Here is a 22,551-nt window from a genome sequence, read left to right as displayed (position 1 = left end):
TGCGATGACACAGACTGCTAGCAGTGTGGAGGGGGCGGGGCAGGTCATACAGGATTTGGCCGAGAAGTCGCAAAATATCCGGCGCATTATTACCGCCATACGCGAGATTGCTGATCAGACCAACCTGCTTGCATTAAATGCTGCTATCGAGGCTGCACGAGCAGGGGAGATGGGACGTGGTTTTGCCGTGGTGGCTGATGAGGTGCGCAAGCTAGCGGAGCGCACTGGGAAGGAGACCGTGGAAATTGCCAGTCTGATAGAGACAATGACAGCCGGTACGAATGATGCATCCAGCCGAATGCAGCAAGCACATAGTCAGATGAGTGAAGGGCTACAGCTGGTGCAGGCCAGTCTGGACGAGTTGGGGCGTATTCACCAAGAGGCTGATCTTAGCGCAAGTAAGAGCCAGGACACTGCAGCCGCCATGCAGCAGCAGTCGGCTGCCAGCAATGAGGTAGCTGTTAATGTCAGCCGTATTGCATCACTGGCAGAGGACAATGCCGCTATTGTGGATGAGGCAGCCCAACTGGCCAGTCAGCTCAAGCAGACTGCCACTACCCTGGTTGGTTACGTTGACCGCTTTAAGCATACATCCAGCTAGTTCCTAGCTATTAAATGAGCAAAAGCGCACTGTCCGTAGTGCGCTTTTGCTTTTATATAGCATCGTGCTGTTTGCCGGTTGTGTCTGTCTTGTCGTTGGAGATGGTGTGTGGTCGTTGTCTCTGGCGTGTGCTGATGATTTTTCATGACAAAGAGATTGGGTGTGGCGGATAGTGGCTTGATGCTCTCAGATCAAGCAAGCTTGTACCAAGACACTAGGTATCTCATTTATGCAGGCAGCTGCGCTGGTTAGATCTGGTCTGTCTAGCTTTAACTACTCAGGGAGTGCCGGATACGCCGATTTAGGTCTAAAGATCTAGCTGGTCTACGCACTCTAGGTCAGAGGTGTTGAATGTACTTCCTGATATTCTTTCCGGGCTCAAGGGGTACGCAGCGGCGAGTCAGTGTTGCTGTCGTAATGTAGATCAATCCGGAGTTAGCAGAACGATACGTCGCGAAGATATTTAGTCTGGCTGTTGCGTAGTGCTGCTGATTCTGAAATAGCAGATTAGGTCATTTAGCGTGCAGATGTGTGATATGGCTACACCACTTCTTGTGTTGGCGGGTTGGTCCGGAAGTGGCAAGACCACGCTGCTGGAGCAGTTGTTACCCTGCTTGACCGCAACCGGTTTGCGCGTGTCCGTGGTTAAGCACAGCCACCATGCGGTGGATTTCGACACCCCAGGCAAGGATAGCTACCGCCACCGAGCAGCCGGTGCGGCACAGGTAATGCTGCTGGGTGAACGCGGCCTAGCCGTCTATGAAAACCTGTCAGCGCCCTTAGACTTGGCAGCACAACTGGCACGGCTGCACCCGGTAGACCTGGTGATTTTGGAAGGGCAGAAGTGGCTAGCGGTGCCTAAGCTGGAGGTACACCGCTCGGCGCTGGGTAAGCCCTTGCTGCAACCGGACGATCCAGACATTCTGGCGGTAGCTAGCGACGCTACCTTGCCGGCACTGGCAGTGCCACAACTCGACCTCAACGATATCGATGCCATTGCCGCCTTTGTGCTGCGCTGGTGGGAGCAACAAGCATGAGTAGCATCCGCATCCTGTACTTTGGTCGCCTCAAAGACGCCGTCGGTCGTGCCGACGAAAACCTGGACTGGGCTGGTGGTAGCACCAGCCAGTTGCTGGCGCAACTGCGCAGTCGTGGTGAGGCGTGGGCCGGCGCGCTGGCTGAGGGCCAGGTGTTCCGCCTGGTCGTCAACCAACAGATCGTGCGCGGTGACGCCGACATCCCCGTCGGTGCCGAAGTCGGCATTCTGCCGCCGGTAACGGGGGGCTGACATGCATTGCGATATCACCATACAGACCGCGCCGTTTGACCTGGGCGCCGAAGAAGCGATGCTGCGTGCGCAAGCTGGCGATGCCGGCGCGCTGGTGGCGTTCCAAGGCATGGTGCGCGGTCACGACGCCGCCATCCCGCTGACGGCACTGTTCCTGGAGCACTACCCGGGTGTGACCGAAGCCGAAATCTGCCGCATCGCCGAGGACGCCGCCGCACGTTGGCCGCTGACGGCGGTGCGGGTCATTCACCGCGTGGGCAGCCTGGCGCCAGGCGAGGGCATCGTGCTGGTGCTGGTGGCGTCCGGCCACCGCGCGGCGGCGTTCGCCGGCGCGGCCTTCCTGATGGACTACCTGAAAACCGAAGCGCCGTTCTGGAAGCGCGAACACTTTGCCGACGGCAGCCAGCGCTGGGTGGACGCCAAGGCCAGCGACGGCGACGCCGCCGCGCGCTGGGCCTGAGCCACGGCTTGGGCGCCACGCCGTCGGTGTAACGCCCGAACGCTTCCCATACCGCGAACCCTGCGCGGGCACCTGGCCGGCAACGCATGCGGCCAACCGTGCCGCAGCCTGGCGGCCTTGGCCCGTGCCAGCGTTGCCCGGTACCCCCGCATCATCACGCCCGGGCCAGCCTGGTACTGCACCGTTTGCGCGCTGATCGCCGCACATCACTAATCCTTCCGGCGTAGGCCACACGCCATTCGCTGCGTTGCCGGCTAGGCCATCGGCAGGGGCGGGCTTCCTCCTCCGGCCAATACCCGTACAAGTTGACGGGGCATAGCATGCCCCTGACTCTTCCGTACAGGTAACGCACCATGTCTTCCCGCGCTTACAAGCAATACGCGGTGCTCGCCAGTAGCACCGTGGCCTTCACCGTCTGTTTCATGATCTGGATGATGTTTGCCGTGCTCGGCATTCCGATCAAGCAGCAGCTGGGCCTGAGTGAAACCCAGTTCGGCATTCTGGCCGCCACGCCGGTATTGTCCGGCTCGCTGATCCGTGTGCCGCTGGGCATCTGGACCGACCGTTTCGGCGGCCGCATCGTGCTGTTCGTGCTGATGCTGGCCTGCGTGGTGCCCATCTACGCCATGCAGTTTGCTACCCAGTACTGGCACTTCCTGGCCATCGGGCTGTTTGTCGGCTTGGCGGGCGGGTCGTTCTCGGTGGGTACCCCGTACGTGGCGCGCTGGTTCCGCAAGGATCAGCAAGGCATGGCGATGGGCGTGTTCGGTGCCGGCAATGCCGGTTCGTCGCTGACCAAGCTGGTGGCGCCCGGCATCATCGCGGCGGCCGGCTGGCAGATGGTGCCTACCGTGTACGCGGCCATCATGCTGGTGACGGCCATCCTGTTCTGGGTGTTCTCGCACCACGACCCGCAGCACCTGGTGTCCAGCAAGGTCAGCCTGGGCCAGCAACTGGCGCTGATGAAAAACCCGGCAGTGCTGCGTTACTGCCAGTACTACTCGGTGGTGTTCGGTGGCTACGTGGCGCTGGCGCTGTGGATGACCAAGTACTACGTGGCCGAGTACGGCTTTGACATCAAGCACGCGGCGTTTCTGGCGGCCTGTTTCTCGCTGCCGGGGGGCGTGCTGCGCGCACTGGGCGGCTGGCTGTCCGACCGTTACGGCGCCTACAAGGTCACCTGGGGGGTGATGTGGGCGTGCTGGGTGGCGTTCTTCATCCTGTCCTACCCGCAAACCCACTTCATCATCCAGACCGTCAACGGCCCGCAGGGCTTCGATATCGGCCTGAATGCCACCTGGTTCACATTGCTGCTGTTTGGCGTGGGGGTGGCGATGGCCATCGGCAAGGCGTCGGTATTCAAGTTCATTGCCGACGAATTCCCCGACAACATCGGCGCCGTGTCCGGCGTGGTGGGCCTGGCCGGCGGCCTGGGCGGCTTCTTGCTGCCCATCCTGTTCGGCCTGCTGGTGGACCTGACCGGCGTGCGTTCCAGCTCCTTCATGCTGTTGTACGGCACTGTCTGCGTCAGCCTGGTGTGGATGCACTTCTCGTTCAAGCCGGTGGCGCTGGCCGCCGCCAAGCGCTAGGGCACCTGTTTTCTCGGTCAACATACCGGGGCGGCAGGGGCCGCCCCGACAAGGGAGCGAATCATGTCTGAACACGTCCTTCATCGCTGGGAGCCGGAAAACCCGGCGTTCTGGCAACAACAAGGCAAGCCGGTGGCGCGCCGCAACCTGTGGCTGTCGATTCCGGCGCTGACACTGGCCTTCATCATCTGGCAGGTGTGGAGCGTGGCGGTGCTGAACATGCCGAATATCGGCTTCAACTACACGCAGAACCAGCTGTTCTGGCTGGCCGCGCTGCCGGCGCTGTCTGGCGCCACGCTGCGCATTTTCTACAGCTTCATGGTGCCGATTTTCGGTGGCCGCAAGTGGACCGCCATCTCCACCGCCAGCCTACTGATCCCGGCCATCGGCATCGGCTTTGCGGTGCAGGACACCTCCACCAGCTACGTCACCATGCTGATCCTGGCGCTGCTGTGCGGTTTTGGCGGCGGCAACTTCAGCTCGTCAATGTCCAATATCAGCTTCTTTTTCCCGAAAGCCGAAAAAGGCACCGCGCTGGGCCTGAACGCCGGCCTGGGCAACCTGGGTGTGTCGGTGGTGCAGTTCGTGGTGCCTATCGTCATCACCATGGGCCTGTTCGGCAGCTTTGGCGGCGAGCCGCAAACCTGGGTAAAAGGTGCGGCCAGCAAGCAGATGTGGCTGCAGAACGCTGGCTTCGTGTGGGTGCCGTTTATTGTGCTGTCCACGCTGGCGGCCTGGTTCGGCATGAATGACCTTGCCTCGGCCAAAGCGTCGTTTGCCGATCAGGCGGTGATCTTCAAGCGCAAGCACAACTGGCTGATGTGCTGGCTGTATATCGGTACTTTTGGTTCCTTTATCGGTTTCTCGGCGGGCTTCCCGTTGCTAGTCAAAGGCCAGTTCCCCGATATCGACCCCACCAAATACGTGTTCTTCGGCCCGCTGGTGGGGGCGTTGGCACGTCCGATTGGCGGCTGGTTGGCCGACAAGATCGGCGGCGCTCGCGTGACTCAGGTGGTATTTTTACTGATGATCGCGGCTGTATTTGCTGTAATCGGTTTCCTACCTCACGCTGGCCAGGGTGGTAATTTCCAGGGTTTCTTTGCGATGTTCCTTTGTCTGTTTGCGCTGACGGGTATTGGTAATGGTTCCACCTTTATGCAAGTGCCAGCCATCTTTCTGACACTACACAAACGTATGGCAGGTCGTAGCGAATCAGCACAAAAGCAGGCAGTGGCCGATGCAACTAAGGAGGCGGCTGCGGTGCTGGGCTTTTCCGGTGCCATCGGGGCCTACGGCGGTTTCTTCATCCCCAAAAGCTACGGCACGTCGATTGCGCTGACCGGTGGCGTGGAGGCCGCGCTGTACGCCTTCATCGCCTTCTACGTGACCTGCGTGCTGGTGAACTGGTGGTTCTACGCCCGCAAAGGCGCGGAGATTCCGTGCTGAGCTGAAACGTCTTCTCCAAGCGGTGCGACGCACTGCTTCGTCTTTGGCGCCCTTTGGGGCGCCTTTTTTTATGGGTTGGCCACTACGCCGGACGATGTAGCGTGCGCTGCCGGTGTGGCGCACGACTACGCCTTTGGGAGTAGGGGTGGCTCCTCCCTCTGCCGCGCCGGTTTGCCACCAGTGGGGAATGGGATGCGCGCTGGCCGGCGCCTAAGCTTGGCAGCGTGAATCGGGGTATCCGCATACCGCTTGCGGCCAACCTAAGCAGGCCGCAGCGGCGGCAAACACACGGAGGCAAAATGAGCCACTTTCTCGACAGACTAAATTTTCTTGGCAAGGTAAGGTCCACCTTTGCTGATGGCCACGGCGCAGTAGTAAACGAAGATCGTAAGTGGGAAGACGGTTACCGGCAGCGCTGGCAGCACGACAAAATTGTGCGCTCCACCCATGGCGTAAACTGTACCGGCTCTTGCAGCTGGAAGGTTTACGTGAAGAACGGGCTGATTACCTGGGAAACCCAGCAGACAGACTACCCGCGCACGCGGCCGGATCTACCTAACCACGAGCCGCGCGGCTGTCCGCGTGGTGCGTCGTACAGCTGGTATGTTTACTCGGCACAGCGTGTGAAGTACCCCATGGTACGTGGCCGTCTGATGAGGATGTGGCGAGAGGCCAGGCAGAAGATGGGTGCTATTGATGCCTGGCAGCTCATTAGCCAGAATCCTGAAACTGCCAATCAATATAAGAGTAAACGTGGCCAGGGTGGCTTTGTTCGTGCTAGCTGGGACGAAGTAAACGAAATAATTGCGGCAGCAAACGCGTTCACCATCAAAAACTATGGTCCTGACCGCGTTGTAGGCTTTTCACCCATTCCAGCGATGTCGATGGTGAGCTATGCCGCGGGCAGCCGTTACCTAAGCCTGATCGGGGGGGTGCCGCTATCGTTTTATGACTGGTACTGCGACTTGCCGCCAGCCAGCCCGCAAATTTGGGGCGAACAGACTGACGTAGCCGAATCGGCAGATTGGTATAACAGTAACTACCTGATGGTGTGGGGCTCCAACATTCCGATGACGCGTACCCCGGATGCCCACTTTTATACCGAAGTGCGCTACAAGGGCACCAAAACGGTGGCCGTCTCGTCCGACTTTGGCGAAATGGCTAAGTTTGGCGATATTTGGCTCGCACCGAAGCAGGGTACCGACGCGGCATTGGCCATGGCTATGGGCCACGTTATCTTCAAAGAATTTCACCTCGATAAGCCATCCGACTACTTTACCGGCTACATACGCCAGTACACCGACATGCCGATGCTGGTGACGCTGAAAGCTCAGGATGGTCGCTATGTGCCGGACTACTTCCTGCGTGCATCCAACCTGGTGGACAACCTGGGCCAGGACAACAACCCCGAATGGAAAACCCTGGTGCTGGACGAGCTTAGCGGCGAGCTGGTAGCGCCCAATGGTTCGGTGGGCTTCCGTTGGGGCCAAAGCGGCAAGTGGAATCTGGAAGAAAAAGACGGTGCCGGCAATGGCCGCGACATCAAGGCCCGCCTGTCTCTGATCGACCAGCGTGACGCCGTGGTGGGTGTGGGCTTCCCATACTTCGGCAGCGAGCATGACGAGCTGTTGGAGCGTAACGTCCCGGTAAAACGGGTTCGTCTGGCCGACGGTAGCGACGCGCTGGTGGCCACTGTGTTCGACTTGATGGCGGCCAACTACGGTATCGACCGTGGTCTGGGCGGCGGCAACGTGGCGCGCGACTATATGGACGACGTGCCCTACACCCCGGCTTGGCAGCAAAAGCATACCGGCGTAAAACCAGAGATGGTGATCCAGGTGGCTCGGGAATTTGCTCGTAATGCCGACGAGACACATGGCCGCTCGATGGTAATCGTCGGCGCCGCGCTGAACCATTGGTATCACATGGATATGACCTACCGCGGCATCATCAACATGCTGATGATGTGTGGTTGTATCGGTCAGAGTGGTGGTGGCTGGTGCCACTATGTGGGCCAGGAGAAGTTGCGCCCGCAGACAGGATGGGCACCGCTGGCTTTTGCCTCTGACTGGGTACGCCCATCGCGCCAGATGAATGGCACTAGCTTCTTCTATGCCCATACCAGCCAGTGGCGTCACGAGAAACTGGGTGTTGGTGAAATCTTGGCTCCTACTGCCGATGGCAAAATGGGCAATATGGCGCTGATCGACTACAACGCCAAGGCCGAGCGCATGGGCTGGCTGCCGTCTGCACCACAGCTCACCACCAACCCGCTTGACGTGGTGCGCGACGCTGAAGCCGCAGGGCAAGACCCGGTGGCCTACGCCGTGTCGCAGCTGAAATCTGGCAAGTTGGATATGAGCTGTAACGACCCGGACAACCCGAAAAACTTCCCGCGTAACATGTTCGTGTGGCGTTCCAACATCCTGGGTAGCTCTGGCAAGGGCCACGAGTATTTCCTCAAATACCTGCTGGGTACTCAAAACGCGGTAATGAATGGCGAGGAAGGCTGCATCAAGCCTACCGAAATCAACGTGCGACCGGCAGCCGAAGGTAAACTCGACCTGTTGGTTGTGCTGGACTTCCGCATGTCCACCACTTGCCTGTATGGCGACATCGTGCTACCGACGGCTACGTGGTATGAGAAGGATGACCTGAACACTTCCGACATGCATCCCTTCATCCACCCGCTGTCCGAGGCCGTGCAGCCGTTGTGGCAAGCTCGCAGCGACTGGGAGATCTACAAGGGTTTTGCCAAGGCGCTCACTAACGTTGGTGGTGACTACCTGGGTACCCGTAAGGATCTGGTACTGACCCCGCTAATGCACGATACGCCAGAAGAGCTAGGCCAGCCGTTCGACCCGCGCGACTGGAAAAAAGGCGAGTGCGAACCAGTGCCTGGCAAAACCATGCCCAAAATGACGGTGGTTGAGCGCGACTATCGCAAGATTTATGACAAGTTTACCGCTATTGGCCCCTTGCTGGAAAAAGTGGGTAACGGCGGCAAGGGTATCGGTTGGAAAACTGCGCACGAAGTAGATGTATTGCGCGGCCTCAACAAGACGGTGCAGGGCGGGGTGGCCGACGGCCAGCCGCGTCTGGATAGCGCTATCGACGCTGCCGAGATGATCCTGACACTGGCTCCGGAAACCAATGGCCACGTGGCGGTAAAAGCCTGGGATGCGCTGTCCAAGGTAACCGGCCGTGATCACACTCACCTGGCCTTGCCGCGCGAGCACGACAGCATCCGCTTCCGTGACGTACAGGCCCAGCCGCGCAAGATCATCAGTTCGCCAACCTGGTCCGGTCTGGAAAGCGAGGAGGTGAGCTACAACGCTGGCTACACCAACGTACATGAACTGATCCCATGGCGCACGCTCACCGGCCGCCAGCAGTTTTATCAGGATCACCAGTGGATGCGCGCCTTCGGCGAAGGCCTGTGCGTGTACCGCCCGCACGTGGACCTGAAAACCACGGCTGCCATCTTGGGCAAGAAGCCCAATGGCAACAGCGAAATCGTACTGAACTGGATTACGCCGCACCAGAAGTGGGGTATCCACAGTACTTACTCCGACAACCTGCGCATGCTCACCCTAAGCCGTGGCGGCCCACACGTGTGGATCTCCGAGATTGACGCCAAGAAGGCCGGCATCGTGGACAACGACTGGATCGAGGTATTCAACGTAAACGGCACGCTCACTGCCCGCGCCGTGGTATCGCAGCGCGTGCCAGAAGGCATGAGCCTGATGTACCACGCCCAGGAAAAGATCGTGAACGTGCCTGGTGCCGAAATCAGCGGTAAGCGCGGTGGCATCCACAACTCGGTGACACGAACAGTGACCAAGCCCACGCACATGATCGGCGGCTACGCACAGCTGGCCTGGGGCTTTAACTACTACGGCACCGTGGGCGCAAACCGCGACGAGTTCGTGGTGATACGCAAGATGAAGAACGTGGACTGGATGGATCGTCCACTGGCCGAGTAAGCCGTCTCAGACTGGATACGTGACGCTAGCAGGCCGCAGCCTGCTAGCGTCACAAGACAAGGAGTTTTTCACATGAAAATCCGTGCCCAAATCGGTATGGTGCTCAACCTCGACAAGTGCATCGGTTGCCATACCTGTTCGGTAACCTGCAAAAACGTGTGGACCAGCCGCGACGGTATCGAGTACGCCTGGTTCAACAACGTGGAAACCAAGCCCGGCATCGGCTATCCCAAGGACTGGGAAAACCAGGATAAGTGGCAGGGCGGCTGGGTACGCAAAGCTAATGGCAAGCTGGAGCCGCGTCAGGGCGGCCGGCTGAAGATTCTGGCCAATATTTTTGCTAACCCCAACTTACCGGCCATCGACGAGTATTACGAGCCGTTTACCTACGACTACGAGCACCTGCAGAACGCGCCGGAAATGATCACGCCGCCTACCGCCCGTCCGGTATCGGTGCTGACTGGCAAGAAGATGGACAAGATCGAATGGGGCCCGAACTGGGAAGACGACCTGGGTGGCGAATTCAGCAAGCGCAGCAAGGACGCCTTGTTCGAGGGCATCCAGAAGGAAATGTACTCGGCCTTCGAGAACACTTTCATGATGTACCTGCCGCGCCTGTGCGAGCACTGCCTGAACCCGGCCTGCGTGGCCAGCTGCCCGTCTGGCTCCATCTACAAACGTGAAGACGATGGTATTGTACTGATCGACCAGGACAAGTGCCGTGGTTGGCGCATGTGTGTGTCTGGCTGCCCGTACAAGAAAATTTACTACAACTGGACCACCGGCAAGGCCGAGAAGTGCATCTTCTGCTACCCGCGCATTGAGGCCGGCCAGCCTACTGTGTGTTCGGAAACCTGCGTTGGCCGCATTCGCTACCTGGGTGTGCTGCTGTACGACGCAGACAAGATCGAAGCCGCCGCCAGTGTGGAAGACCCGAAGAGCCTGTACGAGGCGCAACTGGGTGTGTTCCTGGACCCGCACTCCAGCACTGTGCAGGAAGAGGCTCGCAAGCAGGGCATTCCGGAAGCCTGGCTCACCGCAGCGCAAAAGTCACCGGTGTACAAGATGGCCATGGAATGGAAAGTGGCATTTCCACTGCATCCGGAATACCGCACGCTGCCGATGGTGTGGTATATCCCGCCGCTATCTCCCATCCAGAGTGCTATGGAAAACGGTTTGATCGGCGAAAACGGCATCATCCCAGACGTGAAAGACCTGCGTATCCCGATTCGTTATCTGGCCAATTTGCTGACTGCCGGCAAGGAAGAGCCGGTGGTGAGAGCGCTGGAGACCATGGTCGCCATGCGCCGCTACATGCGCGCCAAGAGTATCCATAAGCAAGTGGATGAGACCACGTTGAAAGGCACGCACCTAAAACCTCTTCAAGTCGAAGAAATGTACCAGGTGATGGCCATCGCCAACTACGAAGACCGCTTCGTTATCCCGTCCAGCCATAAGGAAATGGTGGAAAACACCTTTGATGACAAGGCCAGCTGCGGCTTCACCTTTGGTAATGGCTGCTCTGGCGGATCATCTGAATCTAGCTTATTTGGCAAGAAGAAGGCCACGCCTATTGTGTTCCACGATATGCGGCGCGATCGCAAAGCCAACACCGGGAGTAAGTCATGACACCAAGCATTGTTTACCGTGCACTGAGCACATTGCTGGTGTACCCGGAGGCTGAATTACAAGCAGCTATTCCAGAATTGGCCAACACACTTGCCGTGGAGCCGGATGTATTACGTGGTGTCCAGCCGTTACTGACAAGGTTATCAGAAGGGGACTTGATAGAGTTGCAGCAAGACTATGTACAGCTATTCGACCGCAACCCCAGTCATTCGCTGCACCTGTTCGAGCACATTCATGGCGAAGATCGTGCCCGTGGCCAAGCCATGGTGGACTTAATTGATGAGTATCGTCGGCATGGCTTTGAGCCAGTAGCTGCTGAGCTGCCTGATTATGTGCCGCTATTCCTTGAGTTCATTTCGCTGTGCGAGGCTGACGAAGCTGCTCGTTTACTGGGTGATGCCGTACATGTGCTGGCCCACGTGTCCAAGAAACTGGCAGATAGCGGCTCGGCTTACGCCGGGGTGCTGGATGCGCTGGTGTGGTTGTCGCCAGTGGCCCCCGAGCCGTTGACGGTACCGCCGGTCCGCGACATGGACGAGGCTCTGGAAACCTTTGGCCCCGGAGTCGACGGTGTGGAGCCTCTACTGAAGCCAGCTATGCCGTCTGTGGCCACAGTCAACTTTTATCCTAAGGGCCACGCTGCTACCCGTTAACCACGCATGTGGCCAGTCGTTAAGGTTGGCCACAGCAAGGAGAAAACAATGGACTATCTGCATCAATTCGTTTTCGGGATCTACCCGTATATCGCGCTGGCGATCTTCCTGCTGGGTAGCTTGGTGCGCTTCGAACGCGAACAGTACAGCTGGAAAAGCGAATCCAGCCAGCTACTGCACCGTGGCAGCTTGCGCCTGGGCAACATCCTGTTCCACGTCGGCATCATTGGTCTGTTCTTCGGCCATGCAGTGGGCCTGCTGACCCCAGTAGCGGTATGGGATGCACTGAGTGTGACTCACAGTTTCAAGCAAGCTTTTGCCATGACTGCTGGCGGCATTATGGGTACGTTGTGCCTGATTGGTGTGCTTATTCTACTGGCACGCCGTTTGGGTAACGATCGCCTGGCTGCCAACACCACCTGGCGCGACAAGTTGGTACTGCTGTGGATTCTGGCCACGCTGCTACTGGGCCTGTCCACCATCGCCGTCTCCGCCCAGCACATGGACGGTCACGAAATGGTGCTGTTGATGACCTGGGCGCAACACGTGGTGACCTTCCGTGGTGATGCGGCCAGTTTCATCGCTGACGCCTCGCCAGTGTTCAAGGCCCATCTGTTCATGGGAATGAGCTTGTTCGTGATTTTCCCGTTTACCCGTCTCGTGCACGTTTGGAGCGGCTTTGGTGCCGTTGGCTACCTGGGTCGCAGCTGGCAGCTGGTGCGTCCTCGCCGCTAAACCAGCACCGGCTTTTGCTGGTTGCTGCGCTAACGACGCCGGCTTGTGCCGGCGTCGTTTTTAATGACTTCACAAGAAAGACAAGTATGCAAAGCGTGGATGCCACCCGCGATGCGCTGTTGGCTTGCGCCCGTGCGCCGGCCCAGAGCGAAACCCTACCCCTTTTGGATATTGCTCATCGAGTGCTAGCCCGGCCTTTAGTGGCACGTTTGGATGTGCCCCCGCACGATAATAGTGCTATGGATGGCTACGCCGTGCGAAGCAGCGAACTAAAACCAGGCGTGGCTTTCGAGGTTAGCCAGCGTCTGCCCGCCGGCAGTCTGCCTTCACCATTATTGCCAGCTAGTGTGGCACGCATTTTTACTGGCGCAATGCTGCCCGAAGGTGCCGATGCCGTGGTGATGCAGGAGCACACCAGCACGCTACCCGATGGACGTGTGATGTTTGACGACGTGGTGAGGTCCGGGCTGAATATCCGCCGCCGTGGCGAGGATATCACCGACGGCAGCAGCGTACTGGCCGGTGGTCTACGCCTTAAACCGGCTCATCTGGGTTTGGCCGCATCTGTGGGCGTGGCCTCATTGCTGGTCTACACGCAGTTGCGTGTGGCTGTGTTTTTTACTGGTGACGAACTGCAAGAACCGGGGAGACCTGCTTTGCCTGGGCACATCTATAACGCTAATCGCTACTGGCTGGTGCCTGCCCTGCGGGCGTTGGGTTGTGAGGTGCTGGATTTGGGTATTGTGCCGGATCGACTGGCCGACACGCGGCAACTGTTGCGCGATGCTGGCCAGGTTGCCGATGTGGTAATGACCTGTGGCGGTGTATCGGTTGGCGAGGAAGATCACGTCAAGGCGGCGGTTTGCGCCGAAGGCGAGCTACAGCAGTGGCGAGTCGCGATCAAGCCGGGCAAGCCGCTGGCATTTGGGCGCGTAGGGCAGGCTGACTTTATCGGTTTGCCCGGTAATCCAGTGGCTGCCTGGGTGGGCTTTATCGTGCTTGTGAGAGACTTTCTGCGTGCCCGTCAAGGCGAGGTGCTACCTCGCTGGCAGCCGCAGGGTTGGTTGCCAGCCAGCTTTCACTGGCCAAGGCCAGACCCGCGGCGGGAGGAGTTCTTGCGGGTACGCGTGGTACCAGATGGCACCAGCCACGTGTTGCATGCCTACCCACAACAGGGCTCGGCAGTGCTGTCGTCCTGCGTATGGTCAGACGGGCTAGCGCGGCTGCAGCCTGGGCAAGTGGTAGAGCCAGGTACCTTACTGCCAGTATACGGCTGGGGTGCAGGCGTATGAGCAATCTTACTCATTTCGATGCTAGCGGCCAAGCCCATATGGTGGATGTTGGCCATAAGGCAGAAACCCGCCGCACGGCGGTGGCCTGCGGTCATATCGACATGCATGCCGACACATACGCTGTACTGCAGGCCGGCAACAGTAAGAAGGGCGATGTGCTGGGCATCGCCCGCCTAGCGGCTATTCAGGGCAGCAAGCGTACTGCTGACCTTGTTCCCCTTTGTCATCCGCTGGCGTTGACTCATGTTGCTGTAACCTTTCGCTATAACGATACGGCGTGCCGTCTGAGTTTGGTGGTGACGGCTGAGACTGTTGGCCGCACCGGTGTGGAAATGGAAGCGCTGACCGCGGTGATGGCCGGCTTGCTCACGGTGTACGACATGCTGAAAGCTATCGATCGAGGTATGCGGATCGGTGGCATACGACTGTTGGAAAAGCAAGGGGGACACAGCGGGCACTGGCAAGCCGAGACCGCCTTGCCGAGCTGAAATCCTTATCCTGTCTCAAGGAAGTATGACTCTGCTCCCCGTAACATGCTAAGCAAGTTCAACCCTGTGGATAGCAAATATGCAAGACCTAACCGTACATTTATTCGACGCACGTGGCGTCGCCAAGCGTTTTCGTCATGCCGCCATATTTGGTGCGCTGGAGCAACTGAATCGCGGTGAAATTATGCGCTTCGTCAACGATCACGAGCCTGTGCCACTGCTGCAGCAAATTCGTCAGCGCTACCAGGATCAGGTGCAGATCGTGGCTGTTTCGCAGCAGCCTGGTGAAGTGGTATTCGATTTCTCGGTCTTCCCGGCCGGTTCGGACCAGGATGACGCCACGCCGCCGCCAGTCGGTAGTTGTGGTGGTGGGGGTGGTGGCTGCGGTTGTAGCGGGGGCTAAAACATGCGGCCAACCCTGAATGTGCAGCCTGCTGCCTCTGGGCGCATCAGGCTCAGCCCGCAAGCGGTGCCATCAGCACCGCCGCTGAGTTTACGTACCCGTCTTGATAGCGTACCTCACCGAGCGTTCTTTCTGGCGGGCGTGCTGGCTGTACTCAGCCAAGGCCTCTGGTGGGCGCTGACCTGGCTACTGGCACCTCAACAGGCCTACGCGGCTGTTCCGGTGCACGGGCTGTTGACACCACTGGCTGTGTTTCCTCTGTTCATGCAGGGTTTTGTGTTTACCGCTGGTCCGCGTTGGCTGAGCGTAGCCGATGGCACGCCCAAGCGGGGAAATCTGTTGCAGGCGCTGCTAGCCCTCGTGGGTATCTGGCTAGCGCTGCTCGGCTTCATGCTGGGCGGTGTCTGGCCGTTGCCAGGGCTGCTGCTGATTGTGGCCCAATGGGCTGGTAGCTGCTGGCGCTGGGCGGCAATCTGCCATCGCAGCCAAATAACTGATCGACTTCATGGAGTTGCCATACTGCTGGCTATGCTTGGCGGGTTAGGTGCTATGCTGTTCGCTTGCTGCTGGGTGATCAGCGGCAACGACATCTGGTGGGCAGCAGCTCGGCAGGGCTTGTTTTGGTGCTTTTTACTGCCGGTATTCCTGACGGTTTCGCATCGCATGCTACCGTTTTTCACACAGGCGGTCTTACCCACTCATCAATCGTGGCGGCCTGCGCATTTGTTGCACTGCTGGCTGGCCTGCTGCGTATTGCTGGCGGTGGCTAACTTGGCCGGATGGCATAAGTTGGAGGCGGTGCTTGCTATGCTAATGGCTGGGAGCCTGGCCTACACTAGTGCTCGCTGGGGCCTGCGCGTCAGCTTGCAGAACCGCCTGCTGGCCATGTTGCATTTCAGTTTCGTTTGGTTGGTACCTGCGCTGTTGCTGCAAGCCGCTTCTGCACTAGGTCAGCCGGTGGGGTCTGCGCCAGTGCATGCATTGGGGCTGGGTTTTGCGGGTACCATGCTGATGGCGTTTGTCACGCGAGTCAGTCTTGGCCACAGTGGACGCCCACTACAGGCTGACCGCGGCTTTGTGGTTCTTTACGTACTGTTGTACCTGATCGCTCTATGGCGTGTCTTTCTGGCGATAGTTGGTAACCACGCCGGTTGGCTTGCATTTGCGTCACTTGCTTGGTGGGCGGTGTTGTTTGTCTGGGCGGTACGTGTGATTCCCATGTACCTTCAGCCGCGGTTGGATGGTAAGGCTGACTGAGTCCTGTGTACTCTTATCACAAAAAAGCCACGCGTTAAGCGCGTGGCTTTTTTAATACTTAAGAGACACTACAAACAGACAAGAATACTGTAATTCTTGCCAAGGTATCCGGACTAGAGCTTCTCCAGGCCGTGCTCTACTGCGTACACAGCAGCTTGTACCCTGCTGCTGATGCCCAGCTTGCGCAGAATGTTCTGCACGTGCACTTTCACTGTGCTCTCGGCTAGGTCTAGAGCGCGAGCAATTTCTTTGTTGCTTCCACCGCGAGCAAGGTGGCTAAGTGTTTCGCGCTCACGCGGTGTCAGGCTGTCCAGCTCACTTTGTGGTGCGACAGGTATTGGTGTACGTAGTCGAGCTACTAGCTTGGCTGTCATTTCCGGTGATAACACACTATCGCCATCCACTGCACGACGGATGCTGTCCAGAAGGAAGTCAGCATTAATATTCTTCAGCAGGTAGCCCCGAGCGCCAGTTTTCATACACTCGGCTAGGTCTTCTCCGTCTTCGGATACGGTCAGCATCAGCACAGCTAACTCGGGTTGGCTAACGAGCATCTGTGCCAGTGCATCGCGGCCGTTCATGACCGGCATGTCCAAATCCAGTAGAACGATGTCAGGTTTGAGTTGCTCTGCTTTTTTGACACCTTCCAGGCCATCTGCGGCTTCGCCGATTACTTCCAAGTCAGCTTGGCGTTGAAGCAAGGCTTTGAGGCCGCTACGGAAAAGGGTGTGATCATCGACTAGCAGTATACGAAGGAGGGGGGTCATGCGGCTTGTCTTTCTGTGCGGGGCAGGGTAATTGTCACCATGGTGCCGTTGCCTGCCCGGGGGGTGAACTGAATGCTGGCATGGATGCGAGCCGCGCGTTCCTGCATGATGGAGAGTCCGACATGACGGTCTTTACGGGCTTCCATCAATTTGTCATCGAAGCCACAGCCATCATCAGCAATTTCCATGACGAAGTCGTCTTCGTTGCTTATACGTATATCTACGCGCTGCGCTTGTGCGTGCTTGCGTACGTTCGATAGTGCTTCTTGCAGAATGAAGATCATCTGTAGTTGCTGATCTGGCGTGAGTGGGAGACCGTTACCACTGATGTTGAATTGTGTCAGCACGCGAGCCTGAGTTTCAAAGCGCTGCAACAGGCTGTCTACAGCAGCTAGAAAGTCTTGCTTGCTAATGCGAGTACGGAAATTCAGTAGTAGCTCGCGCACGTCTTCGTAGCACTCTTGAACACCTGCTTGGATGAATGCTAGATTTTCACGTGCTTCAGGGCTGAGATAGGCAGGCAAGGCACTTTCCAGCATTTGTACCTGCAAGTTCAGAAATGATAGTGACTGCGCGATGCTGTCATGCAAGCCTTGCGCCATTAGATTGCGCTCTTCTGATACGGCAAACTGGCGGTCGCGTGCGGCCAGACGTTGGTTTTCTATGGCTACACCTAAGTGATTTCCTAGGGTCTCTATTAGAAACTGTTCATGCTGCGGTAGCTGTGTGGCGTGGCGGAAATAGAGGGTAAAGATACCAACGTTCTGCTGCTTGGCACGAATGTGGAAAATAGCTACGCTTGAGAAACCAGCTTGTTGGCAATGCTTCTCTTCATCGCTAGGTAGCTTGCGAAAGAGCCGTACGATGGCTTGTGGCTGAGCTACGGCATCGCCGCAGTAGCAGCCGTTAATTTGCTGGCAGTCATTCTCTTGCTGCAAAGGTACAGGTAAACCCAACTGTGCTAGGGGTTCCAATCGGCCTCGCTTACTGTCTACGAGTCGGATGCTGCCTGCATCAGCCCTGGTGAGTTTCATGAGTTGCTCGATAAAACCACGGCCCATATCTGCCAATTCGTGAGCTTCATGCAAGTAAGCGGTAATACCGTAAAGTGCAGTTAGTTGACGGTTCTTTTCGTCTAGGGAGCGGGTTTTGTCGCGTACTTTATCTTCCAGTGTGGTGTATAGCTCTTGCAAGCGGCTGGCCATCTGGTTGAATCCGTGCGAAATATCAGCCAGCTCATCGTTCCCTACTACGGGCACACGTGTAGCCAGCTGTCCGTCACGTAGCTGTACTATCCCTTCGCCCAAGGTATTTAACGGACGGATAATAAGCAGAAATAGAAGGTACATCATCGTGATGGCGCCGATGATTGCCATCGCCATCAGGGCCATTTGAAACAACCGAAGTAATGTGGTGTTTTTGGCGTTATCTTCTTCCACTAGGCGTACTAGGCGGTCTATTTGTTCTACAAATCCGCTGATATCTAGTATCGGCATGGTGGGACCTGTGACCTGGCCGCGCTTTGCTTGCTCCAGCATGGGGAGAATCTGGTATTGCCATTGTTTCAAGATCAATACGGCTTGCTGGCGCACTGCAGCATTGTCCGGTAGGAATAATGGTCGAGCAGGATCTCCGCGCTGTAGCCGTGTCATGGTGTCTGCAAACTGCTTTTCCTCATGGGTGATGCTGGCTGAGCTGGCACCTTCGCTGACCATCAGCGCTACACGATAACTACGCATGCGCAGGCTGCCCGCATCATTAATGGCAGCAGCACCTCCTTCAAGTTTCCAGGACAGAATAAGGGTATAGCCAATAGATGTCATGGCCAGTAGTAGCCAGACAATGGTGAGTCCCAGCAGCTTGCCGGATAGACTGCGCATGGCTTCGGGGGCGGAAAAGTGCATAGTGGGAGCGCGCGATTTGGGATGGTTTCACCTTAATGCGCTTTGATCGCTTCGGCAATCCGCCAAAAGGAGGAGGCGTTAGCAGTCTGCCCGTTCAAGCGGGCAAACTAGTGGAACGAAACGGTGGCTTTCAGCGTCCAGACCCCAAAGTGCACCTTCATGCATATCGAAGTACCAACCATTCAGCATAAGTTGTCCCGTCTTGACGCGGTCAGCCAACCACGGGTAGCCCAGCAAGTTGTTCAGTGATACCAGGATGGCTGCCTGCTCGCATTGACGAGTTTGCACGGTGGCATTATCCCCTGCATGGTGGCGGTAAGTTAGTTCTCGTGCTGGTTCCGCTATAGCCAGCCAGCGTGTGAGGGCGCTATCGCGTGGTGTACTGCGTTTGAGCAAGGCCTGGATCCCACCACAACCTGAGTGTCCCATGACAATGATGCGGCCAACCTTCAGGCTAAGTACTGCGAATTCCAACGCAGCCGCCACGCTGGCGTGTTCATTGTGCGGGCTGTATGGCGGTACCAAGTTAGCGACATTGCGTATGACGAACATTTCACCGGGTTGGCTGCCCATGAGTGCAGGAGGGTGAACTCGTGAGTCACAGCAAGCAATCACTAGCGTTGCAGGGTGCTGGCCCTGGCATAGGCCGGCGTAGACGGGGTTGTCTGGAGAGAAGTACTCTTGCTGAAAGCGGCGAAAGCCCTGCAGCAGCGGATCATCGAGTGCCATGCTTAGCCTCCGGTCATCGACATGAAGCGTACTATGCGGGTAGGTGCTTCGTTGAAAGTGTGTTGTTGTGGTTTGAGCTCGATCGCAGTGCGGATGGCATTGTCAAGTTCACTATCACTGCAGCCCTCTCTTAGCAATGGACGTAGTTCAAAACGTTCCTCTTGTCCCAGGCACATGTACAAGGTGCCGTCTACCGATAGCCGAACACGGTTGCAGCTAGCACAGAAGTGCTGTGACATTGGGGTAATCAAGCCCAAGGTAAAGCCACCATCTGCGCTTTCCCAGTAGCGAGCGGGCCCCCCTCCTAGCGTTTTGCAGCTGGGCCGTAGGCCAAAGCGTTGTTGTAGGCGATCCAGTATCGGCTGCAGAACCACTCCGCGAGTTTGCTGGCCGGTGTGCCCCATTGGCATGGCCTCAATCAAGCGCAGGATTAAACCATGGGCCATGCAGTAAGCCACCATCGGTTCGATATCATCTTCATTGATACCGGCCAGCGGCACCATATTGATCTTGATGCTGGTAAAGCCTACTTCGCGTGCCGCTTGTAGGCCATCAAGTACTTGTTGCAAGCAGTGACTGCCGGTAATGCCATGGACACAATCTTCGCGCAGAGAATCAAGACTGACATTCAGCCGTTGTACGCCAGCAGCGTGCAATGCTTCTGCTTGCTGTACCAGTTGGGTGCCATTAGTGGTGAGAGACAAGTCATCCACACCTGGTAGCGAGGCTAGCTGTGCAGCAAGATTCGGCAGGTTGCGGCGTAATAGGGGTTCGCCGCCGGTGAGACGGTAGCGGCGTGTGCCCAGGCGTGTAAAGGCAGCGACTACCCGGCTGATTTCATCAAAACTTAGCCAGTTAGCTGGCTCTTCGAAACCTTTGAAGCCTTTAGGTATGCAATAGGTACAGCGCAGATCACAGCGATCGGTTACTGAAATGCGCAGGTAGTCCACGCTGCGGCCAAAACGGTCGGTCAGCATGACGAATCCTTTCTGTAGGTGTTACAGGAAACGAAGCGGCTGGCCCGCACGGTTAAACGCAAGGTAGCGCGCAATATCACCGCCAGTTTGTATAGTCTGGATCATGCGTTTGAGGGGTGCATCTGCTGTGGCGCTACCGCTGTCATCGATCGCAGCGACAAACACTACCTCCCAGCGGTGATCCAGAGCATCGGCATCACGCTGCAGCGTTGCAAAGTCGGTTAGCTCGGCAGGGATTTTATCGACGCAAAGCACGGGTTGCAAAATGCCACCTTCACCGGCCGCAAAGCGTTCAGCTTCAGCTGGTTGATGGTCGTCATGCAGACGGCGCTGGCAAAAGGCGAATAATAGACGCTGCGGTGCAGCTTGCTGACTTGCAGCCTGTAGCAGGCCACTGAAATCGTGAATAGCGGACATGGCGGTATTCCTAGGGTAGTTGACCGCAGTGTAGGCCGACGATGAGGCCTTGCCGATACGCTATCAGCAGGGGGGGGCTACGCCGAAAGAGGTAGCGGGTAAGTAAAGCCTTGATACGGATCATTCCGCCCGTATTGGATGGCGGCGATACTACCGCCATCGTTTATTCGGAGTGTTTTGCCATGCTATTTGCTAGGCTTTATTCCTGCGCTCTTTTATGGATTGGGTGATGCATGATGCCACGTGACTTGCGCGGTTTAGCACCACCTGGGCCACTGGAAATTATTTTAGCAGAGGTCGATGAGGCGAAGCCTGGAAAGCAATTGGCTTATGTGCTTCCTCATTTTCCAGGGCCACTGGCATCTCTGCTGGCGGAGCAGGGGGTACAGCTGCAGAGTCAAATGCTGCCTGACTTTAGTGGTGTCGTATTGACCCTGCAATTGCCCGGATGAGTGTTTAAGGGTTGAGGATACGCCTTAGTCATTTATCTCAGGATGTTTAGCTGGACTGACTAGTGCTAACTCCTGGTAAAGAGGGTGATAGCAAGGGGTAGAGTCTTACCACTTCTCCAATGAGTAATAGCGCCGGAGGTATAATTAGCTGGCGTTGCACGGTATCGGCAAGGCCGGCAAGCGTTGTACAGCACACCCGCTGTTGCGGCGTCGTGGCGTTTTCTATCACTGCTACAGGCGTGCCAGGCAGCCGACCATGCTCCATCAGGTTGCCAGCGATAGCAGCCGCCTCACCTAGCCCCATGTACACCACGATGGTCTCTCTGCAGTCGGTTCTTTGTGTCCAGTTCAGTGCTAATTCACCTTCACGGCGGTGGCCTGTGACCAATATTACTCCTTGCGCGCAGTCGCGATGGGTAAGTGGAATGCCGCAGCTTGCAGCTGCACCCAGCGCTGCACTGATACCTGGCACGACTTCACAGCGTATGCCTTCTGCTGCTAGTGCGGTCAGTTCTTCACCGCCCCTGCCGAAGAGCAGTGGATCTCCCCCCTTCAGTCTGACCACTCGCCGGCCTTGGCGCGCGTAATCCACCATTAGCTGGTGTATGGCAGCCTGTGGCAGTGTGTGTCGGTTGGCACGCTTGCCAACGCAAACCAGCTCGGCCTGGCGGTTGGCCAGCGCCAGGATGTCGGGGCTGACCAGCAAGTCGTACAGCACCACGTCGGCCTCGGCCAGGCGGCGCAGTGCTTTGAGGGTCAGCAGGTCCGGGTCGCCGGGGCCTGCGCCCACCAGGCTGACTTCGCCGGCCTGTAGCGGGGTAGCGTGGGAAAACGGTTGCGCGGTGTTCATGGCGGCTCCTCTGGTGTTGAGGTCATCAGTGTAGGAAGGGCAGCGCCTGGAAATCGTTGATTCGAATCAATGCTATCCGGATACCCCGAAACGTACAGTCCGCCCTGAATGCCGGGGTTCCGGTACACATTATGGGAGGCTGCGATGAGCACCAGTTTTACCAAGTCAACCGCACGAAACATTTTCTACGGAGGGGCGGTGTTTTTCTTCCTGTTGTTTGTCGCACTGACGTTCGACACCGTGCAGGCCCTGCCCAAGCGCGATAACCGCGCCAACCTCACCGAACAGGTGGCGCGCGGCAAGAACCTGTGGGAGGTGAACAACTGTATCGGCTGCCACACCTTGCTGGGCGAGGGCGCCTACTTTGCGCCGGAGCTGGGCAACGTCTACCAGCGTCGCGGGCCGGAGTTCATCAAGGCCTGGATCAAGGCGCAGCCCACTGGCGCACCAGGCCGTCGCCAGATGCCCAATTTCCATCTGACCGATGCCCAGATCGACGACCTGGTGGCATTCCTGAAGTACAGCAGCCAGATCAACACCAATAACTGGCCGCCGAACATCGAAGGCTAGACCAGTCCGCCGTACCAGCGGGTGCGGCCAACGTATCCAGCCCTTTACCTTAACGGGA

At 57.6% G+C, this 22,551-nt stretch carries 22 protein-coding genes; 16 read left to right on the top strand and 6 right to left on the bottom strand.

What is annotated here, in order from left to right:
• The 14 genes from ACZ9XP_RS17085 to ACZ9XP_RS17020 all read left to right on the top strand — a co-directional run.
• Positions 1-601, top strand: a 601-nt coding sequence (locus ACZ9XP_RS17085) for a methyl-accepting chemotaxis protein (protein ID WP_465188854.1), incomplete at its 5' end; no start/stop codon positions are given.
• A 536-nt stretch (positions 602-1,137) separates the two neighbouring features.
• Positions 1,138-1,638 (top strand): molybdopterin-guanine dinucleotide biosynthesis protein B, encoded by a 501-nt coding sequence (gene mobB / locus ACZ9XP_RS17080; protein WP_038296597.1) that lies wholly within the window; start codon positions 1,138-1,140, stop codon positions 1,636-1,638.
• Complete coding sequence (locus ACZ9XP_RS17075; protein ID WP_017507094.1) at positions 1,635-1,889, top strand: MoaD/ThiS family protein; 255 nt, start codon at positions 1,635-1,637, stop codon at positions 1,887-1,889. The genes mobB and ACZ9XP_RS17075 overlap by 4 nt, the downstream gene beginning before the upstream one ends.
• A gap of 1 nt (position 1,890) precedes the next feature.
• Complete coding sequence (locus ACZ9XP_RS17070; RefSeq protein WP_147683143.1) at positions 1,891-2,349, top strand: molybdenum cofactor biosynthesis protein MoaE; 459 nt, start codon at positions 1,891-1,893, stop codon at positions 2,347-2,349.
• 353 nt (positions 2,350-2,702) lie between these two features.
• Positions 2,703-3,938 (top strand): MFS transporter, encoded by a 1,236-nt coding sequence (locus tag ACZ9XP_RS17065; RefSeq protein WP_147683145.1) that lies wholly within the window; start codon positions 2,703-2,705, stop codon positions 3,936-3,938.
• 63 nt (positions 3,939-4,001) lie between these two features.
• A complete protein-coding gene (locus ACZ9XP_RS17060) occupies positions 4,002-5,384 on the top strand; it encodes a NarK family nitrate/nitrite MFS transporter (RefSeq protein WP_147683147.1) in 1,383 nt (460 codons plus the stop codon).
• Positions 5,385-5,683: 299 nt separating this feature from the next.
• The gene (locus ACZ9XP_RS17055) at positions 5,684-9,370 is read left to right on the top strand and encodes a nitrate reductase subunit alpha (protein WP_147683149.1); all 3,687 of its coding nucleotides are present in this window, start codon (positions 5,684-5,686) and stop codon (positions 9,368-9,370) included.
• A gap of 72 nt (positions 9,371-9,442) precedes the next feature.
• On the top strand, positions 9,443-10,999 hold the full coding sequence (narH, locus tag ACZ9XP_RS17050; RefSeq protein WP_017507099.1) for a nitrate reductase subunit beta: 1,557 nt from the start codon (positions 9,443-9,445) through the stop codon (positions 10,997-10,999).
• Entirely contained in the window at positions 10,996-11,652 is a 657-nt protein-coding gene (gene narJ, locus ACZ9XP_RS17045) for a nitrate reductase molybdenum cofactor assembly chaperone (protein ID WP_147683151.1), read from the top strand. The genes narH and narJ overlap by 4 nt, the downstream gene beginning before the upstream one ends.
• 48 nt (positions 11,653-11,700) lie before the next feature.
• Positions 11,701-12,387 (top strand): respiratory nitrate reductase subunit gamma, encoded by a 687-nt coding sequence (gene narI / locus ACZ9XP_RS17040; protein ID WP_147683153.1) that lies wholly within the window; start codon positions 11,701-11,703, stop codon positions 12,385-12,387.
• An 86-nt stretch (positions 12,388-12,473) separates the two neighbouring features.
• Positions 12,474-13,679 (top strand): molybdopterin molybdotransferase MoeA, encoded by a 1,206-nt coding sequence (locus ACZ9XP_RS17035; protein ID WP_147683238.1) that lies wholly within the window; start codon positions 12,474-12,476, stop codon positions 13,677-13,679.
• Complete coding sequence (gene moaC / locus ACZ9XP_RS17030) at positions 13,676-14,167, top strand: cyclic pyranopterin monophosphate synthase MoaC (RefSeq protein WP_017507103.1); 492 nt, start codon at positions 13,676-13,678, stop codon at positions 14,165-14,167. The genes ACZ9XP_RS17035 and moaC overlap by 4 nt, the downstream gene beginning before the upstream one ends.
• Before the next feature lie 79 nt (positions 14,168-14,246).
• Positions 14,247-14,570, top strand: coding sequence for a DUF2249 domain-containing protein (locus ACZ9XP_RS17025; protein ID WP_017507104.1), 324 nt, complete (start codon positions 14,247-14,249; stop codon positions 14,568-14,570).
• A 3-nt stretch (positions 14,571-14,573) separates the two neighbouring features.
• Positions 14,574-15,827: an NnrS family protein gene (locus tag ACZ9XP_RS17020; protein WP_147683156.1), complete on the top strand. Its 1,254-nt coding sequence runs from the start codon at positions 14,574-14,576 to the stop codon at positions 15,825-15,827.
• Positions 15,828-15,940: 113 nt separating this feature from the next.
• On the opposite strand, the gene ACZ9XP_RS17015 is transcribed toward ACZ9XP_RS17020, so the two are convergent.
• From ACZ9XP_RS17015 to ACZ9XP_RS16995, 5 genes are all read right to left on the bottom strand, one after another.
• On the bottom strand, positions 15,941-16,594 hold the full coding sequence (locus tag ACZ9XP_RS17015; RefSeq protein ID WP_017507106.1) for a response regulator: 654 nt from the start codon (positions 16,592-16,594) through the stop codon (positions 15,941-15,943).
• Complete coding sequence (locus ACZ9XP_RS17010; protein WP_465188853.1) at positions 16,591-18,474, bottom strand: type IV pili methyl-accepting chemotaxis transducer N-terminal domain-containing protein; 1,884 nt, start codon at positions 18,472-18,474, stop codon at positions 16,591-16,593. The genes ACZ9XP_RS17015 and ACZ9XP_RS17010 overlap by 4 nt, the downstream gene beginning before the upstream one ends.
• 102 nt (positions 18,475-18,576) lie before the next feature.
• Entirely contained in the window at positions 18,577-19,227 is a 651-nt protein-coding gene (locus ACZ9XP_RS17005; RefSeq protein WP_147683160.1) for a carbonic anhydrase, read from the bottom strand.
• A 2-nt stretch (positions 19,228-19,229) separates the two neighbouring features.
• Positions 19,230-20,204, bottom strand: a complete 975-nt coding sequence (gene moaA / locus ACZ9XP_RS17000; protein WP_026107644.1) for a GTP 3',8-cyclase MoaA — start codon at positions 20,202-20,204, stop codon at positions 19,230-19,232.
• 21 nt (positions 20,205-20,225) lie between these two features.
• On the bottom strand, positions 20,226-20,621 hold the full coding sequence (locus tag ACZ9XP_RS16995; protein WP_147683162.1) for a ribonucleotide reductase subunit alpha: 396 nt from the start codon (positions 20,619-20,621) through the stop codon (positions 20,226-20,228).
• A 233-nt stretch (positions 20,622-20,854) separates the two neighbouring features.
• On the opposite strand from ACZ9XP_RS16995, the gene ACZ9XP_RS16990 reads away from it, so the two are divergent.
• Positions 20,855-21,073 carry a DUF2249 domain-containing protein gene (locus ACZ9XP_RS16990; protein WP_147683164.1) on the top strand — a complete coding sequence of 73 codons (219 nt, stop codon included), beginning with the start codon at positions 20,855-20,857 and terminating at the stop codon, positions 21,071-21,073.
• Positions 21,074-21,119: 46 nt separating this feature from the next.
• On the opposite strand, the gene cobA is transcribed toward ACZ9XP_RS16990, so the two are convergent.
• Positions 21,120-21,923, bottom strand: coding sequence for a uroporphyrinogen-III C-methyltransferase (gene cobA, locus ACZ9XP_RS16985; protein ID WP_017507112.1), 804 nt, complete (start codon positions 21,921-21,923; stop codon positions 21,120-21,122).
• Positions 21,924-22,067: 144 nt separating this feature from the next.
• Here cobA and ACZ9XP_RS16980 point away from each other — a divergent pair, with 144 nt between their 5' ends.
• A complete protein-coding gene (locus ACZ9XP_RS16980; RefSeq protein ID WP_017507113.1) occupies positions 22,068-22,493 on the top strand; it encodes a c-type cytochrome in 426 nt (141 codons plus the stop codon).
• The last annotated feature ends 58 nt before the right edge of the window (positions 22,494-22,551 follow it).

The organism is Vogesella perlucida, from assembly GCF_979366545.1.
This window is presented reverse-complemented; position numbering and strand designations above follow the sequence as displayed.